This window comes from Rhodopirellula europaea 6C, assembly GCF_000338295.1.
GTDB lineage: Bacteria > Planctomycetota > Planctomycetia > Pirellulales > Pirellulaceae > Rhodopirellula > Rhodopirellula europaea.
In genome coordinates this window covers 25365-43090 of sequence record NZ_ANMO01000040.1, presented here as the reverse complement: position 1 = coordinate 43090, position 17726 = coordinate 25365, and the positions used below count along the sequence as shown (strand labels likewise).

General features: G+C 55.7%; 12 protein-coding genes. 4 read left to right on the top strand and 8 right to left on the bottom strand.

The features are described 5' to 3' along the window. Positions 1-2 precede the first annotated feature (2 nt). Both RE6C_RS03745 and RE6C_RS03740 read right to left on the bottom strand, forming a co-directional pair. Positions 3-2063 carry a flotillin family protein gene (locus tag RE6C_RS03745; protein ID WP_039961116.1) on the bottom strand — a complete coding sequence of 687 codons (2061 nt, stop codon included), beginning with the start codon at positions 2061-2063 and terminating at the stop codon, positions 3-5. A 105-nt stretch (positions 2064-2168) separates the two neighbouring features. Next, a complete protein-coding gene (locus tag RE6C_RS03740) occupies positions 2169-2891 on the bottom strand; it encodes an OB-fold-containig protein (RefSeq protein ID WP_008654000.1) in 723 nt (240 codons plus the stop codon). A gap of 159 nt (positions 2892-3050) precedes the next feature. Here RE6C_RS03740 and RE6C_RS03735 point away from each other — a divergent pair, with 159 nt between their 5' ends. Continuing rightward, on the top strand, positions 3051-4436 hold the full coding sequence (locus RE6C_RS03735; RefSeq protein ID WP_039961113.1) for an MFS transporter: 1386 nt from the start codon (positions 3051-3053) through the stop codon (positions 4434-4436). A 53-nt stretch (positions 4437-4489) separates the two neighbouring features. Here RE6C_RS03735 and RE6C_RS03730 read toward each other — a convergent pair whose 3' ends face one another. The 3 genes from RE6C_RS03730 to glgA all read right to left on the bottom strand — a co-directional run bounded on the left by RE6C_RS03730 (position 4490) and on the right by glgA (position 8703). After that, positions 4490-5533: a ThuA domain-containing protein gene (locus RE6C_RS03730; protein ID WP_008653997.1), complete on the bottom strand. Its 1044-nt coding sequence runs from the start codon at positions 5531-5533 to the stop codon at positions 4490-4492. Between the two features lie 107 nt (positions 5534-5640). Next, positions 5641-7041, bottom strand: a complete 1401-nt coding sequence (locus tag RE6C_RS03725; RefSeq protein ID WP_008653995.1) for a galactose-1-phosphate uridylyltransferase — start codon at positions 7039-7041, stop codon at positions 5641-5643. Positions 7042-7179: 138 nt separating this feature from the next. Then, positions 7180-8703: a glycogen synthase GlgA gene (glgA, locus tag RE6C_RS03715; protein WP_008653992.1), complete on the bottom strand. Its 1524-nt coding sequence runs from the start codon at positions 8701-8703 to the stop codon at positions 7180-7182. Between the two features lie 140 nt (positions 8704-8843). On the opposite strand from glgA, the gene RE6C_RS03710 reads away from it, so the two are divergent. The 3 genes from RE6C_RS03710 (at position 8844) to RE6C_RS03700 (ending at position 14475) form a co-directional block, all read left to right on the top strand. Next, positions 8844-12281 carry a serine/threonine-protein kinase gene (locus RE6C_RS03710; RefSeq protein ID WP_236617927.1) on the top strand — a complete coding sequence of 1146 codons (3438 nt, stop codon included), beginning with the start codon at positions 8844-8846 and terminating at the stop codon, positions 12279-12281. A gap of 192 nt (positions 12282-12473) precedes the next feature. Further along, positions 12474-13013 (top strand): RNA polymerase sigma factor, encoded by a 540-nt coding sequence (locus RE6C_RS03705; protein WP_008653988.1) that lies wholly within the window; start codon positions 12474-12476, stop codon positions 13011-13013. Next, complete coding sequence (locus tag RE6C_RS03700) at positions 13003-14475, top strand: hypothetical protein (RefSeq protein ID WP_008653987.1); 1473 nt, start codon at positions 13003-13005, stop codon at positions 14473-14475. Before RE6C_RS03705 ends, RE6C_RS03700 begins: the two co-directional genes overlap by 11 nt. A gap of 87 nt (positions 14476-14562) precedes the next feature. On the opposite strand, the gene RE6C_RS33430 is transcribed toward RE6C_RS03700, so the two are convergent. The 3 genes from RE6C_RS33430 to RE6C_RS03685 form a co-directional block, all read right to left on the bottom strand. Further along, complete coding sequence (locus RE6C_RS33430) at positions 14563-14883, bottom strand: DUF1559 family PulG-like putative transporter (RefSeq protein WP_390175912.1); 321 nt, start codon at positions 14881-14883, stop codon at positions 14563-14565. Then, positions 14861-16996: a prolyl oligopeptidase family serine peptidase gene (locus RE6C_RS03690; RefSeq protein WP_008653985.1), complete on the bottom strand. Its 2136-nt coding sequence runs from the start codon at positions 16994-16996 to the stop codon at positions 14861-14863. The genes RE6C_RS33430 and RE6C_RS03690 overlap by 23 nt, the downstream gene beginning before the upstream one ends. A 140-nt stretch (positions 16997-17136) precedes the next feature. Continuing rightward, complete coding sequence (locus RE6C_RS03685; protein ID WP_008653983.1) at positions 17137-17712, bottom strand: NYN domain-containing protein; 576 nt, start codon at positions 17710-17712, stop codon at positions 17137-17139. Positions 17713-17726 lie beyond the last annotated feature (14 nt).

Below are 17726 nucleotides of genomic sequence, written 5' to 3'. Positions count from 1 at the left end.
GATCAGGCCTTCTTCCCGTTAGGCGAGACTTTCTTCGCTGGAACGGTGTTTGGCTCGGACGTGAGCAAGCGACTGACCTTTTGGTCGGCCACGTTGGCGGTCCCAGCCATGCTGAGCAGGCTGGTCAACTGCGTTCGAACATCGTCGGTGCTGGACATGCCCATCAACTTGGCAATCAATGCCGCGATGGAAAGGTCTTTCACGCCGTCGGTGTCCAATCCGAACTGTGAGATCAGCTCTTTGACTTGATCGCGGAAGTAGTCCGCGTTGCCGTCGAAGAACGTGTTCTTGACGTCCGTCGCGACTTGGCTGTTGTAGACAAATCGGTCGATCGCTTTGCCGCCTTTGACTGCGGAAGTGATCTGTTCGAAGAATTCTCCGTCGCCACCGACGATGTCGATTCGAGCGGCTTGCAAGGCTTCGCCGATGACACCGGCTTGGCTTTCGGCAATTCCGCGTTGAGCTTCGATCGCAGCAACTTCGACGAACTTCTCTTTCTCGAGTTTGAGTTTGAACTCTTCGTGTTCTTTGCCGACGCCGTCCAGCTTCTTCATCGCTTCGGCTTTCTCGGTGATACCGGTCGCTTCGGCCGTGTATTTCTCGCGAGAAACCTTGGCTTCGGCCATGCCTTCTTTTTCCAGTGAGACGGCTTTGGCCTCTTGGACTTGAGCTTCGGCCAAACCAGCGGCAGCGGCTTGGGCGGCTTCGGCTTCGGCCAGCATTTTCGTCGCGGCGGTTTCTTTTTCCGCAGCGTCGCGTTTGGCTTCGGCTTCGATGCGGACTTTTTCAGCCAGCAACTCGCTGCTTTCCTTCTCGGCTTGAGCCAGCTTGGTTTGACGGATCAGTTCTTCTTCCGCCTTCATTTGAGCGGCGGTGATTTGGACCGTTTTTTGACGTTCGGCCTTGGCGTGTTCTTCGGTGTCCTTGATTCGTTCTTGTTCTTCGACCACGGCACGTTCGACAGCGACGCGTTCGCGAATCACTTCTTGAATGTTGCGTTTCTCGACTTCGATCGCCTTTTCTTTTTCGACATCGGCGACGCCCACGACACGCATGCGTTCGGTGGCTTCCAAGTCACGATCGCGATTGACGCGTTCCAGTTCGACTGCGTCCGTCTTTTCCTTGTTCCGCATCGCGACCAGGATTTGACGAGATTTGTTCTCTTCGGCGATCCCGATTTCTTCTTCAGTTTGGATGCGGGCTCGTTCGGATTCCAATCGTTGCTCTTCGCGGACTTTCGCAGCCGAGGCTTGTTCACGCGAAGTGATTTCCGCGATTTCGCGTTGTTGTTTTTCGACCGCTTCGACGCGTTGACGTTCCAGTTCGAGAATCGTTTCTTCGGCTTCGACGTCCTGCTTCTTCAGCGTCTTTTCTTTGTCGCGGGTGAACTGGTTTTCCTTGACCTTTTCCATCGAGGTCAGTTCGGTGATCTTCTTGATGCCCTCGGCGTCGAGGATGTTGGTTGGACTGAGCATGTCCAACGGTGTTTGTTCCAGGTAATCGATCGCGGCGTCGTCGAGCCGGTAACCGTTCAGGTCGGTGCCGATGACTTTCAGGATCTCCTCTTTGAACTTGTCGCGTTGGTCATACAGATCGACGAAGTCAAATTGCTTGCCGACCGTTTTCAGTGCTTCGCTGAATTTCGCATCGAACAGTTCACGCAGCGTTTCCAGTTCGCTACAGCGTTTGGCACCGATCGACTGAGCGACCTCTTTCATTTCCTCGGGGCTTTTGTCGACACGCACAAAGAACGCGACTTTGATGTCGGCGCGGATGTTGTCGCGGCAGATCAAACCTTCGCTGCCCTGGCGATGGATCTCAAAGCTTTTCAGCGTGAGGTCCATGAACTCGTATTGCTGAATCAGCGGGATGATCAGCATGCCTTCGCCGGTCACGGCTTTGACACCGCCGGAACCCGATTTCACGATGGCGCGATCCGGACCGACTTTAACGTAGTAGCTCTTGTAGAAGAGCGCGACAACGATGCCGACGAGGAAGAGTCCCCCGACCAAAATGATCGCCACGTCCGCAGCGAGGCTATCTGTGATGAGAGCAACCAGCATGAGTGTTCTTTCGAGTGATTGACTGCGGGATGATTCGATGACGAATCCCGAAAACATTTTGCCTGTTGATCAGGCGTGGAATATCAGCCAGCGGGGCGCGCCGAATCACGTCGAAGCCGAAGAATCAGCCCGCACCAGGTAGGTTTTGCTGTTTTGATCATAGTTCACCACCGTGACACGTACCCCTTTTGGGATAATTTCACCACCGGTTCGGACGGAAATCAGCAGAGGGGCCGCATCAGTCGCAAAACGTGCACGACCGAACGATTCGTCGGCTTGCCGGGTTTCGATGGTGGCCGTTCCGCCAACCAGGCTGGAGGCGTGGAATTCGGTCGGCGGAACCATGATTCGGTGCAGTGGCCAAGTCGCCATTTTGGTCGCGACGATCCCCAGGACGCCGTTGCGGATCGTCAGCAGTCCGCTGGTCAGGAAGTCAGGATCGTAGCGCCGCACGTCGTAACCAAACCACAGGTAAAAGCTGATCACCCAAAACAGGACACTGAAGACGGAAAACCAAACGACCAGCGGCACTCGGTCCAGGTTCATGGCCCGCAATGTGGCCGCGCCCGCACCGCCAAACCAGTCACCGTGCATGGGTTCGCCGGAAGCGTCCATGCCTAAATCGCCACCGACGTCGCCCGCCAGATCCGGAGCATCTAGATCGGGGATGTCCAAGTCGACATCGACATCCGCGTCGACGCCAAACTCAAAAATGCCCAGCATCGAGACGAGGGCGTAGAGCAGAAACAACGCGGCCAGAACGGTGGCAGGCCACATGGGCCCCACAAGGATGGAGTCGAGCCGTTCGGTCCAAGTCATCGCCAACATGCGTCTGTCTCCTCAAAAGGAATCCTCACGGTTTTCGCGGGGGAAAGAATCTTATCACGTGGCGGGGTTTGACGCCGCTGTGGGCGCAGTAATGCCGCAGTCTTGCAAAGAAACGACCTGTTGAATGGACCGGGAAAGAAGTACAAGCACGACTGACAACTGCTTCCACAATTTCGCATCTTTTTGATGGACCGAATCCTCAATCCCGCAACGATTCATCGCACTTCTTCAGCTGGCAAGAGCGACCGGAACCTCGCCCGAAGCTTGGGTGATGCGGCGTGTTTTGGCGGCATGGTTGGATGCGGTGAAACCTACTTTTCCGCGTTCGCGTTGGCGGTGGGGCTGAGCGAAACCGCGTCGGGTTTGATCGCCAGCATTCCGCTGCTGGTCGGCGGAGTGATCCAGTTGGTCTCGCCCAAGGCCATCTCTTGGATTGGCGGCTACCGACGTTGGATCGTTGCGGGCGCGGTGTTGCAATCGCTCGCGTTTTTGCCGCTGGCGTATGCGGCCTGGACCGGAAGTCTGTCGATCGTGATGTTCCTGTTGATCGCGTCGGTATACTGGGCCGCGGGCCTGTCGACCGGGCCTGCATGGAACACCTGGATCGAACAGATCGTTCCCGTCGCGGGACGCGCACGATTCTTTTCAAAGCGATCTCGGCTGCAACAGATCTGTACGTTCTCCGGATTGATGGTCGCCGGCTTGGTGTTGCAATGGACGTCCCACCAAGACATGGCGTTGACCGGGTTTGCCGGATTGTTCTTGGTCGCCGCGATGTTGCGTTTGGTCTCCGCGAGTTTCCTGCACCGGACTCGAAACGGATCGCAGGTTGCAAACCACATCGAGCCTCCTCAGAAAGATGTGGCGGAGAAGCCAGCTGAAGAACGAGTGGACGATCGATCGGCCATTCGATTACTGGCTTACTTGGTCGCCATGCAAGTTTTTATTCAACTCAGCGGCCCATACTTTGTGCCGTACATGCTGGGGCAGTTGGAATTTGACTACGTCGTCTACGTCGGTCTGATCGCACTCGCCTTCCTCAGCAAAGTCATCTCATTCGCATTTTGGGGACGCATCGCGGAAGAGTCCGGTGCGGCGAAGGTGCTGTGGTTCGGCGGCATCGGATTGGTGCCGCTGGCATCGCTGTGGATTGTTTCGACCAACCTGATTTGGTTAGCGATCATTCAGATCCTCAGTGGCATTGCTTGGGCCGCGTACGAGCTGGGGTTCTTCCTGATGTTCTTCGAGACCTTGCCCGCGAAACATCGAACCCGGTTGTTGACCTATCACAACTTCGCCAACACGCTCGCTATTTGTGCGGGTGCCTTGGCCGGAGCCGCGATCTTGGCGTATTGGGGAACGACGTCACTGACTTACTACTACTTGTTCGGTCTCTCTTCGGCCGGCCGGTTGCTTTGCTTGGGATTGTTGGTGGGAGCCGTTCTTCCCAAGCATTCGTTGAAATCGATCGGCATGCGAGTGCTCTCGATTCGTCCCGGGGCGGGCAGTGTGACCGCCCCGATCATTGCCAGTGCTGAGGAATGAAAACTGGCAGTCGCGTCGGTTGCCATCCTCAACAGCATCGATCGCCGTTCCGCTCAGTGAGCGATGGGCGCGAATGAGCCTTTGGGGGTAAAGACGGTCGCGGATGAACCGAGATCGAACTCTTCCACGCGAAGGTCACGCTCGCGGTACAGTTTTCCGGTTTCGAAACCGTAGAACGATGGCACATACGGATCAATGAATGAAACGTCGGCTGATTTTGGGACGTCCATTCCGGTGAGGAAGTAGCTGGCGTTGACGATCAAGCGACGTAGGTCTTCGCTGCGAAAGTCGACGGCGGCACCGGCGGTGGTGGCCACGCACTGACCGGTTTTTCCCGACGGGGCTTCGTAAGGTTTCAACCAAGCTAGCGGCATCATTGGATCGTTCTTCGCCTCAACCGGAGGAGCGGCTGGGTCGAGGTGCTGAATCACCATGCCTCGCAGCAAGACCGTAGCGGCGGATTCGTCGAGATGGACAACGCCGTAGATGTCCGAGGGTGTGTAGATGTCGGCAACGTCGTTCAAGATCGGATGGTTGGCGTTGTCTTCCACGATGACCGCGCGGCCGCCTTCGACTTTGTGTTTGCCATGGTGCGAGTGCCAGTTCTCGCCGACCACGTTGATTCCAAAGTTGGCCCAGTCGTAGTCACCGTAGTGACCGCTTTTGAAAGCGTGAGTCGCGGTGCGATAGGCGATGATTGGCTTGCCCGCGTTGATGAAATTCAAGATCGGATCGAGTTGATCGTCGGGAAGGACTCGCCAACGAGTCGCCAGGATCATCAGGTCCGCATCGTTGAGTGCTTCGGTGCCGGGGATGTTGTCGATTTGGTACGGGTTGATGCCGCCGGTTTCTTTGTCGATGGCGAACAGCACGGTGCACTTGAAGCCGTGGGTTTGGCTGAGAATCTTCCCGAGCATCGGGCAGGATTCTTCGGTTCGGTATTCTTCATCGCCCGAGATCAGCACGATGTGTTTGCCGTTGGACTTGCCTTCGGCGGGCTCGAACACCAAGTGATCCGCCGCATGAAGTGAGGTCAGGGTGGATAGAAAGCAAACTGCAAATGCGAATGCGGTGATGGCGTGACAACGCTTTTTCATGGCTGCTCAAGCTTGATTGGGTGGACAGGATGTGGGCAATCGGAGCCACATTCTATCTCAAGCAAGCAATCATTGGGCGAGGTGCGTCGAGGCGGGAGCCCGATTGCCTATCGCAGGGCGTGACGCGGATCGCTGCGTCGGGCTTGATGGCGGAATTCGTCCGCGGCTGCCTCGGGGTACACCGTATTGATCATTCCACCGGAACTCAGTTCATATCCGGCCAAACGACCAATTCGTGGTGCCAATTCAAGGCTCCAGTGGTGCGTTTTGTTGTCGTGCTGGTCACCCGCAGGACCGGTGTGCAGCATCATGTTGTAAGCGACGCCGGGAATGATTGCTTCGAGCCAACGAACGCTTCGCAGTACCAAACGGGCGACTTCTTCGTTCATCGAAACCGAAAGGTCTTCGAAACAACCCACGTGCATTTTGGACGTGATTCGAATCAGGTATGGGAACCGACTGGCGTGAGGGCAATAGGCGACCAGCGAATCGGATTGATGAACGATCCGTTCTTTGCGTTCCAGTTCAGCCTGCAAAACGTCGCACTGCAAACAGCGTCCGTAACGATCGAAGTGCGATCGCATGCGTTTGTTGACTTCGCGAACCGAGTGCGGCAAGTGGTTCGACGCGATGAGTTGGCTATGGCTGTGCTGCAACGAAGCACCGGCATCACGGCCGACGTTTTTGAACAGACTGATAAACTGGATGCCGGGTTGTTGCCGCCAATGACGCATCCGGGCTGCATAAGCAGAAAACGCGAGGGCGATCTCTGCCAAGTTCAGTTCGCTGAGTGAGCGAGTGTGGCGAGCGGCTTCGATGATGACCTCGTGGCCACCCGATGCGATCTCTTCAACAAACAACGATTGAGCGAATGGCGACAGACGAGTTTCTGCTTCGTCGTCGGCAGCGGTGGGTTTGAGCTCAGTGTTGCCTTCAGGTTTGATAGCCGGAAACAAGTTCGGAACGACTCGAACGGTCCAATCAGAAGACTGTGGAACGGCTTCCTCGTCTTCCGACAATTTCGCTGACCACACCGAGGCAGGTGTCAGGTTTTCGTTGCCGTGGCAAAACGGGCAATCCATCGACGCGTCAGGTTTTGGCCGATGAGATTTGAATTGATCAGGACGACGAGCACGGCCGGGAGCGAATATTGTCCAACTGCCCGAAATCGGATCTTTTCGCGAGCGACCGGTTTGAACGTGTGACTCGTTGGGAAAGTCAACGTACCGACCGTCTTGGTTGGGTTGATCGAGGATTTCGGCGTCGACCATGCGATTGACCAAATCCTCCGCACGTTGCGACGTGGTGGAACGATCGAATTCTGTTTTTGTCGCTGGCGGACGCTTGCGCGTAGGATCGGGCTTGTCACGCTCGGTCTGCAGGTCGGAAACGCTTTGCGTGTCCAATCCGTTTTGTTCCGTGGGAAGCGAATGTTCAGCAGTTCGGGAGGTCTCACACAGCGAAGTTTGACGCGGATCGATGTTGACTCCTGACTGTTGTGTCTTCATCGATTCGACTCGCGATCGTAGGGCGGACGGCAGAGTGGTTAGACCTCCCCGCTCAATATTCATCCCTGCAATGTAGCAGTCCAGAACCGAGATGCATCCCCAATCTTCTCCAACAACGGCGAAAACGAACGTCGCAAACTAGCCTTCCGATCGCCTTCGACGATTTAGGGAAATTGTGCGGGCATAAAGCTGAATATATTGGTCTGCACTCTTCCTCCACGTCCAATCTTGCGACATGCCGAATTCGACAAGATTTTTCCAATTTTCAGGAGAGTGATATCGAAGCTGCAGAGCCCGGTTGATCGCGTGGTCAAGCGCACCGGCACTGCTGTCATTCAAATGGAATCCTGTCGCAAGGTTTGCCGCGACGTTCTCCGGAGTCGCATCGACGATTGTGTCCGCCAAGCCGCCAGTCTTGGTGACAACGCAAGGTGTTCCGTAACGAAGGCTATAGAGTTGGTTCAGCCCACAGGGTTCGTAGTGGCTGGGCATGATGAATATGTCGCTCGATGCTTCGATGCGATGAGCCAATGCATCGCTGAAACCGATGTAAGCGGCCAGTTGTTCCGGATGTTGCTCAGTCAACTCGCGCAGTTGAGTCTCAATTTTGGGATCGCCGCTGCCTAGCACGACCCACTGCGTTGGGCGTGATTCAGCGAGGTGTTGTTTCAAGACTGGAAGGATCAGGTCCCAACCTTTTTGATCGGCCAAGCGACCGATCAATCCCAGCAACGGAACGTCGGGATCCTGTGGCAAACCCACTTCGGCTTGCAACGCGAGTTTGTTGTCGATCTTCGCGTCGGCCCAATCCTCCACGCTGTAATTGCGTTTCAGGTGTGGATCGGTTTCGGGATTCCAAATGTTTGTGTCGATTCCGTTGATGATTCCCGCGACAGGTTGCGGGATGCCTTGCAGGATCGAATCCAGGCCGCAGCCGTATTGTGGCGTTTGAATCTCCAGGGCGTACGTGGGGCTGACCGTCGACACAACGTCGGAGGTCACGACGCCGGTTTTCAAAAAGTTCAGCTGGTTGTAGTACTCGAATGACTCCGGTCGGAAGTGATCCCAGCTCAAACCAGTCCACGGGAACGCATCGAAACCAAAGTTGCCTTGATACGCCATGTTGTGAATCGACAGCATCGTCGCAATCGGCTGAGTCTTTGCCACGTTGTCAGATGCCGCTCGCAACAAAGCCGGTACCAGTGCCGATTGCCAGTCGTTGCAGTGCACCAAATCAACCGGATAGCCCAGTCGAGTCATCGCGATGATCGCGGCGCGACAGTAGAAGATGAATCGTTCGGCGTTGTCGTGGTAATCTCCGTTGGCGTCGCCGTAGAGCGAGGGACGCCGAAAGTATTGCGGTTGATCGATGAAATAAACCGGGACCTCGGCCGAGTCCTCCGGATCGTTGGGATCTTTCGGCAGATGGCTCTTCAACAACCGACAACCGATCAGCTTCTGATCCGACATCGGAACCGCGAAGCTGATATCGGTCGTCTCGATCGGTTGCAACGATCGTTCAATCGACGAAAAGGCGGGCATGATGACCGCACAGCGATGCCCTTGAGCGGCGACAACTTTGGGCAGCGTGCCACAGACGTCGGCGAGACCACCGGTTTTGGCGAATGGAACGGCTTCGGTCGTCAGGTAGACGATATTCAAGGCAACGGTGGGGTTCTACAAGGTTGCGAATCAGGAAAATGACGAGACTAAGGACATTCGTCGAAAAGGCATCCGGTGTCGACGTGCCAGACAGAATAAACTAGGTCAAAGTTCTATGTGATGCCGGTTGATCCGGTCTGTTGTTACTTCTTCTCGTCGCCATGCCGCTGCAACTTGTCGATTTTTGGAAACGGATGGTCCAAAGCGGACTGGCCGACGCCTCCGACCCACCAATCTGGGCCGCCGATTTCGCGAACGATCACGGGGGCAAACCGCCTTCGGACGCCGCGTCTCTCGCCTCGTGGCTGGTCAAAACCGGCCGAGTTAAAAAATACCCTATTTCGCGAGTGCTGCAGCACACCACGTGGGAAGCGGATTTTCCCAACACGCCACTTCTGCGAATTCCTCCGCTGACCCTGGTTGCGGCTGACAAATCGGCTCCCTTTCCCTTTTCGGATTGGCAAACCGTGGTTTGCGACCCGGCGCAATCCGGTGAAAAGCCGGTTGCTGGGTGGTTGCGACAAATCGACCCGTCCAGCTTGTCAGCTGATGCCGCCGCCAATCTGAGGGCTCATGCCGAACTAACGCATCCATCCTTGCAACCGATTGAGATCGTGCCGGTTCGAAACGGTCCTTTGGGCGAACCCATCGGCAGCCACCGAGACTTCGCGGGGGTGTTCATCCCATTGGTTTCGGGACGATGCGTGGATTCACCCAATCAGCATCGATCTGTCCAGCAAACCGTTGCTGTTCTGATTCCGATTTGCGATGCGGTCACCGCGATGCATTCAAAAAAAATGGTGCATGGCGAGATTCGTCGCGATCGAATCTGGACCAACGATTCAGGTCAATGGACTTTGTTGCGAGATCCATCCGTCTCGATGCAGAGCGTTGCCAGTAAAGACGGAGAATCCGGACGTGAAACTTGGCTTCAGTCATCACGTGATTGGCAATCGTACTGGTCGCCCGAACGTTTGGCTGGTTCGCAGAGCCACGAACTGACGGTCGCCGACGACATCTTTGCGATTGGATGTTTGGGTTTTGAGCTGCGGTTCGGACGTCCTGCTTTCGCCGACGAATCTCGAGCAAGATTGCCTTCGGAACTGACATCGGCGGTTGAACAGGGCGCGACGGGCGATCCGTTGTGCCGAGTCTTGGCAGCGGCATTGGCGACGGATCCCAACGCCCGTTTCGCGAGCGTCGAGCAATTCGCACAAGCTTTGAACGTGGCGGCGACGGCCACACCGGCGGAACCCGCGACGAAGCAATCCACGTCTACAAAACAACCGTCGGCGGCAGAAACACTGGCGACTGAAAAGCGACCAGCTGAGAAGACGCCGATGGTGAAGAAGTCGGCTGAGAAGAAGCCGATCGAGAAAAAGGTGGAACAGGCGACTTCGCCGGCGAAGCCCAAACCGACGCCAAAGAAGACGCCGGTCGCCAAGCCATCTCGCCCGGCGGATTCAAGCTTGGAGACTTCACTCAAACAGATTGAAAATAAGAAGGCCGAGAAAGCACCCGACGCGAAGGTCATTGCGAAAACAAAGCTGGCTCCCGTCGCGGAAGCTGCGGAGGAGCCGAAGCCAGAACAAGCCGATACGCCCAAGCCTGAAACTTCGACGGTCGTTGCTTCTGTTGCAGAAGGCTCTGAAGCAGATGCGACTCAGCCCGCCGTGGCAAAGTCGGAAGTGTCTGAGTCGTCTACTCCGGTCGCCGTGATCAACGAGACGACCGAAGCTGACGAATCGACGGCCATATCCGAATCGATTGAAACGGAATCGAAATCTGAGGAATCAAAGCAGAGCGTTGCCGCTGTTGTTCCGGCTCGACGTCGACGAAGACGTCGCAACCGGAAAGCTTGGTACGGGATCTATGCGTTGTGCATTCCCCTCTTGGTTTTGGTCGCGATGCTTGCAACCCGAGACAAAACTCCGCGTGAAGTTACCAAGCGAGTTCGGCCGGCGGTTCCAAAATTCATCCCTCGTGTTTCCAGTGACACGAACCAACCAACGACGCCAGTTCGCTCTCCCGCTCGCCGACCCGATCCGCCTGCAACCGGCATCCAAGTCGTTGACAACGAGCAAATGCTTTGGGCTCCGCCAGACCTGCGGGCTGACGGTGAACAAGTCAGTCGAGCCACCGGATTGTTGCCGCCCGGCCCCGCCGCGGTGGTCACGATGGATTGGCAACGACTTCAACAAATCGGGTTGCTGGATATGTTCGGCCCCGAAACTCAAGGCTGGTTGGATGCGCTGAACCAATGGTCGGGCGTGCCCAGCGAAACAATTTCTCACGTTGCGTTGGCTTGGTTTCCTGGACAAGAAGGTGTCCCAGAGGTCGCCGCCGCGATTCGTTTGAACGAACCAAAGTCTTTGGAAACTTTGCTGGATACCTGGGACGTCTCTTCCGCACGCGGACCCGGCGGTGAGACCATCTATGCCGGTGACACTCGTGATGCGCTGGCGTATTTCCCGATGACGCAAGGACGTCCCGCGGAGGCTGCCGACGATCTGGTCGATGCGTTCGCGGTCGGTTCCATCGCTCGCATTGGTGAGGTCGCCGAGATGGGCGGGGCACCAGTTGTGCTGCCGCGGTTGCTGGAAGAACTTTGGCAATCCGCTCGCCCCAATGACGCGATCGCGTTTCTGACCCAGCCCAATTTCTTGGTCAGCGATGCGAGACGTTGGATGGACGCGACTTCGCCGGAGTTGATTCCATGGATCCGCCAAAACCTTCTCGCCGATTGCGGCGGTATGTTGGTTCGAGTGGCATCGACATCCGACGATTCGTCCGGCGAGACATCATCCGGTACAGTGACATCACTCGGTACAGCTGGATCGTATGTCGAAGTTCGATTGGCTGCGGCCCCGGGCGTTGATCCAACCGCGTTGGCGACACCACTTCGTGAGCAACTCGACAATGCACCTCGTTGGGCAGAAGACTTCTTGGTGACGCGAGACATTGACCCGTCGTGGCGTTTGCTCGCCGCTAGGCTTCCATCGATGTGGGCGTTTGCGGAAGAAAATGTCCGCACCGGTCGCGTGGACCGCAAACTCGTCTGGAACGCCTACCTACCTCCATTGGCTCTGCCGCAACTGACGTTGGCAACCTTGCTTGCCACGAACACGACGACCGAACCAGTCTCGGAGGCGATGGCGACCAACCAAACCAAGTTGTCGATCGATGAAATGCTGGATCGGAAGATGTCGGTCAGCTTTGACCAAGAGTCTTTGCAGTTCGCGGTCGACACGATCGCCGAAGAGTTCAATCGTGACCTGCCTGCGAACAATCAATTGCCACCAATTCAAATCATTGGCGGTGACCTGCAAAAGATGGGGATCACACAGAACCAGCAGATCCGCGACTTTGCGAAAAACGATGTTCCGTTGCGAACCGTGTTGACGGATTTGGTTCTGGGAGCCAACCCGGACCGAACCGCGACGGGACCGGCCGATCCCAAGCAAGCTTTGGTGTGGGTGGTGAAACCGGACAAGTCCGCGATCTTGATCACGACACGTTTGGCATCCGACGGCCAGTACAAATTGCCATCCGAGTTTGTCTCTCAAGCGAGTCCATGACCGCTTTCGTCGCATCCACTCGAGCAGGGTGAAGCTCACGTCACTCAAGGCCGGCAGGCGTTTTTTGGCCGGGGCACGCAGGTTTTTCGACTTTATCCGTGAACTTCAAACTGTTTGTGTAAGGGGATCGCTGCCAGCGGTACTAACACAAATAGAGAGACTTCTTACGGATCCCCTGAGCGAGAGCTACTGGTGCAAGAAGAGGATGCCAAATCGCTATTCATTGATTGGCTGGAGAGGCACAAAGCTTCGGTCGTTCAGGTAGCGCGTGCTTACACGCTTGGCAGTGAAGAAAGCCAGGATCTGGCTCAAGAAATCTTGCTTCAGGCATGGCATTCGTTGCCTCGTTTCCAGGGGCAAGCTAGTCCGGCAACATGGTTTTATCGCGTCGCACTGCATACCGCGATGAATTGGCGACGCAACGATCAACGTCGAAGGACGTGTCAGCAACCATTGCTCGAAGTGCAAACCATTCCGGCCGAATCAATCGATTCCAGCCAACACGCTGAGCAGCGTGAAACGCTGGAACAACTGTACAAGGCCATTCATCAGTTGCCGAAATCCGATGTCGCGTTGGTGCTGCTGTACTTGGACGAATTGTCCTACCGTGAAATGGCCGGCGTGCTGGGGATCTCTGAGAGCAATGTCGGAGTGAGACTTGGTCGTGCAAAGAAAGCACTCGCCGAATTGCTGAACGTCGAAGTCGCGGAGGCCCAGCACCATGAATCTTGATAAGTTTCAAAGAGCTTGGAAGGCCGATGCATCGGAGTTGAAAGTGACATTCGATGCCGAGTTGCTGTCGCAGCAGGTCCAGCAGTCGCATGACCAATTTCGCAACATCATCTTCTGGCGAGATGTACGTGAAGTCAGCGTGTCACTGCTGATGATTCCGATCTGGTTGGCCATGGGCATCGGCATGTCGTTGCCTTGGTCGTGGTGGTTGACTGTGCCAGTGTTGCTTTGGATCGCTGGCTTCATGCTGATTGATCGCAAGCTGCATCCCAAGGCGGCAAGCGATCCTGGTCAGCCACTTTTGTTTTATGCGAAAGAATCGCTGACGCAGGTCGAACATCAAATTTGGTTGTTACGGAACATCTTCTGGTGGTACCTGCTGCCGTTCACCATTTCGCTGATGGCGTTCTTCATCAATGTCGCATGGAACACCACGGGGACTTGGTGGGGATGCATCCTTGTGACGACACCGTTCGGAGTGTTTCTTTTTTATCTCTACCGCAAGATTTATCGACTCAATCAAAAAGCGGTCGATGAGCAGCTTCAGCCGCGGCAAGAACACTTGCAGAGGATCGTGGCAAACCTGGAAAGTGATGATGCAAGCGACGGCGGTGAGGTCGATGACCTGGTCGAGCTGGTCTCGTCGCTTGTTGTGAACGAACAAACGTCAGGGGACATTCCTGGCGGGCAAGATTGGGTCTCATGGTCTGAGAATTGGAACCGGATCGTCCCCTCGTGGTGGATGGCAGCGATGATTTTGGTGCCAACTTTGGTGGGAGGGTACTGCGGATATCGGTTTAGTTTTTCGCAAGCCGGTCCGGTGTTCTTTCAGGCGGTCGTCTCCGCTGTCATTCCGTTTGAAATCATGTTCTTCGGACGTTGGTACCTCATCTCCAAACGCTCCAACGAGAAACCACCGACGGATTCGGTTGCAAAGCAGATTGGTGCTCCGGCGATCTTGGTGCTGATCCTGATCTTCGTGATTTCCACCCTGGCTGTCGCGGCTGTCTTCTCTTTTGTCGGGCACGCGCGATCGGGAGGATCGTCTGATACGGAATCCGTCGTGGTGGCTGATTCTCCCGTGAACGCAGGCACGTACGCCAAGGTGGCTCCGTTCTCAGACGTGCGTTGGGAAGGCGATCTGCCAACGATTCGTCTGACGGATGGTTGGGCTCAGCTCAATTCAATCGATGGGGTCCCAATCCAAGACATCATGTCATTCGCCAACGAGCAATATGGATCGACAGCACGCAAACGCTTCACCGAAGACTTCGTGGAGGTGGTTTCAAAGATGGGGCACGATCTGGATTGGGAAGTGGAGCTGGAACTTCAATTCCCAGACGGCGAAGTCAAAACGGTGCGAGAACGAATGACCTTGGTCTATCAACGATTGGCCGCCCTCAATCTTCAAATCCGGACTCAATACAACCTTTCACAAGAAGAGCCCGACGCCACGGAATAGCGTCATGGCAGTCGGGCAGCAGCGATGAGTCTGCTAGGTGGTCATTCGAATCGGATGGAGTCGAATTTCAACCATTCGCAGAACGATTCAGAAACCGTCGGAGTCGATGACTTCACCACCATTGCGGCTGCCGAGGGCGTTGTAGATTTCCGCATCGATTTCTTGCGTGATCGCACGCACGCTGCCGTTGCACAACGCGAATTGAGCGAAACCGACATGGGGAGCCCAGAGCCCTTTGTCATCGCCATCGAGTTGGTTTGGACGAAACTGATTTTCGAACAGCACCATGTGACCACGCTTTCGAACGCCAATCAGGAGACGCCGAACGAACGGTATTTCGTGCGTTTCAAACTCGACGATTATCAAACCCTCACACCTCGTTGAATCACTTCGGTTGCCATGCTTCATCGAAGAAGCCCGCCGCGACGACCTTGCCTGGGTCGCGGAAGGTTGAGCCTTCGCTGACATTCAAGATCGCCCAGTCAGGCAACTTGGGGGTCTGACGTGCGTTGTTCAAATAGTCGTATTCGCGAAACGTGAATCCGCTGTTGATCACGACGTAGTGATTCGGGCTTTCCGGGTTGGGGTAGATCATCACTGGCACGTGCCCTGCCCCGTCGGCCTCATTGTTTCCAATGCGGATTTGTTCCTTTGTCCAGTTCAGCGGCAGTTTGGGTAGCAGCTGTGCAATCACCTGATTGCTGGTGGCATCGCCAAACAGAATCACGTTTTGATCCGCCATCATTGCCGCGTCGACTTCCGTGTCTTGGATCACACGAATGTCACCTCGGAAGTGCAATCGCCAATGATCCATGGCGTGCTTCGATTCCTCTTGAATCCATTTTTCAACAATCAGATCGGCGGTGGTTCCCGATGGCATCACAAAGACAAACCGGTCCATGAAGGCATCGTCGATCGGTCCTTGAAGTCCAGGCCGCTTGCGAAGCGAAGTGGAGTCTTCGGTGGCGATTTTCCATTTTCCGTCGTGCATGAATTCGGCGGTGAACGAACGATCGGATCCCACCATCGGGCCGTTGCTAGCGTTGGTGACGTGGTTGCCGTTGATCATCACGCCTACACGTCCGTTGGGTTTTCCTGGCCACTGCCCTGCGTCGAAGTTCACACGCAGGCGAGTCACGTTTTCGCACTCGATCTCAATCTGTTCGCTTGAGTCAGCGGGATGTCGTATCACCGCTGCATCAACCGTGGCCGGTGACCAGTGTTGTTGCATGCCAGTGACTTCGATCCAGTGCATCTTCGAATACCGCAAAGTCATGGTTGTCAGGTGGACGTGGCGGGGAACGCCGGGCTGAATCTGTTGTTCGATCAAATTCAACCGGCGTGCGATTTCTTGCTTGGCATCAGGATGGATCTTGTGAGCGGTTTGAGGACCGATCAAGTGCACCAAGTCGACGCCGTGTTTCTCCAGTTCTGATTCCATGACATCAGCGGCCTGCTTTTGTCGATCGATTTCGCCGCTGTAGGCGATGGTCGGCAGGTTCCGAAGATTGGCAGCCCACGGTGGGCAATCGTAAAGTTGCCACAATGTTTTTTGGTGGGAGGGAGCGGTCCCGGCGGCGTCTTCGCCTTGGAACACTTTCAAGAACAGCGGCGTTTCGGAGAATCCAGCACCGGGCGTGGCAGCAAAGAATCGATCGGCATAGTGCGTCGCGAATTGCCAGCATCCCGCACCACCCATCGAAAACCCGCGAATGGCAATGCGTTGATCATCGATGGCAGCGCGGCGCTGCAGGTAATCGATCAATTCCAGAACATCGACTTCTCCGGCGAATTTAAACGCGTTGCTATAGCGGCCGTATGGATGGGCGACGATGGCGGATTGGGGCATCGGTTCGTTGCCCGTTCGGTATCGGTCTGGCCGGTTGCTGTGTTTGTTCAGAAACGCCAACTCAGAAACCTTTTCGCCTCGGCCGTGCAGCCAGACATCCATTCGGATCGGCAACGCGTCCAAGGCGTTCACGTTTGCTGGAACGACCACACCGTAGGGTTGAAACGAATCGTCGATCTTGGATCGATAGCCACCTGCAATCAGTTGCTTTTCGTTGCTCGTTTCCAGTCCCACCACCTCGGCCCAGGAGGCACCGGCGGCGATCCGGTCGATTCGTTCGTTGGCAATTTCCAACAATCGATCGGCGTCCGTCAATGCTTTGGGCGAGTAAAAAATGGATTGCTCGATCGTCATCTCCACCGCACGAGGGAACACCAGGACTTCGGGTTCGAGATCGATCAATCGAGCCAGTGCCGTTGATCCTTGTTTGTCCGTTTTCGCGGCGTCGATCAATTGCTGCCAGCGTTTCCGAACCATGGCGGCGTTGGCTTGCAAAGCATCCACTGCTTCCGCGTCGACTTCGATTCCTGCCGGCGGAATCGGACGAACGTTTTCGGCTTGGTTGTCAGCCGGTCCATCAGCCAGCACCGGGGCCGCCGATGCGATTGCGAGACATCCGAAGGCAACCAGTCCACGAGTCAACACCAGAGCCATTTCAGTCAAATCCGCCAAGAGTCAAAATTCAAAAGGGACCATCGGTCTACGAAGGCCACAGCATACACGGGAGCCCAATGCGAAACCTGACGATCGCGAGAGTGCATTCATGGCGTCGGCTGAGTCAGGTTTGGGGTGTTGTGATCGCGTTTTCGCTCTCAGTCCGACCCGTACTGATCGAGCCACTTCTGCAGCTCTTCCGTGTCCAGCATCGCGTCCAGGGTTGGACCGCTCAAGGCCGCTTCGTCGGATGATTCACCAGATGGGCTGTCGGACTGCTTGGGACGTTTTCGTTTGGAAGTTGCTTTCGGAAGCTTGGCCATTTGGATTTGCCCATCCAACAACGCGTCCAACCAAACATCGGAATCAATTGGCAACGCCTTCTTGCGTTTGGCGGCGGCATGCAGACGGTGATCGGAGGAGACCACCGTCAATGACTTTGGATTTGGATGTTGGAAGATCAGCTCTTCGATCAAGTCATCCGCTTCTGGGTAGCCGACCGCGAAACGAACATCCATGTCGGCGAACGACATTCGATCGCTCACGCCGTGTGGCGGATTGCGAGCGTCAAAGACCACGCAGGTTCGACTGCGAATGATGTCGGTCAGATGTTCCGACAACCGGTTGAGTAGCAATTGGCGTTCGTCCTGCAACCAATTCGCTGATGCACCACGCGACGGAGGAGCCACAGGCCCGATCACGTTGTATCCATCGATGAGCAGCAAGGGAAACATGTGACATCGATGCG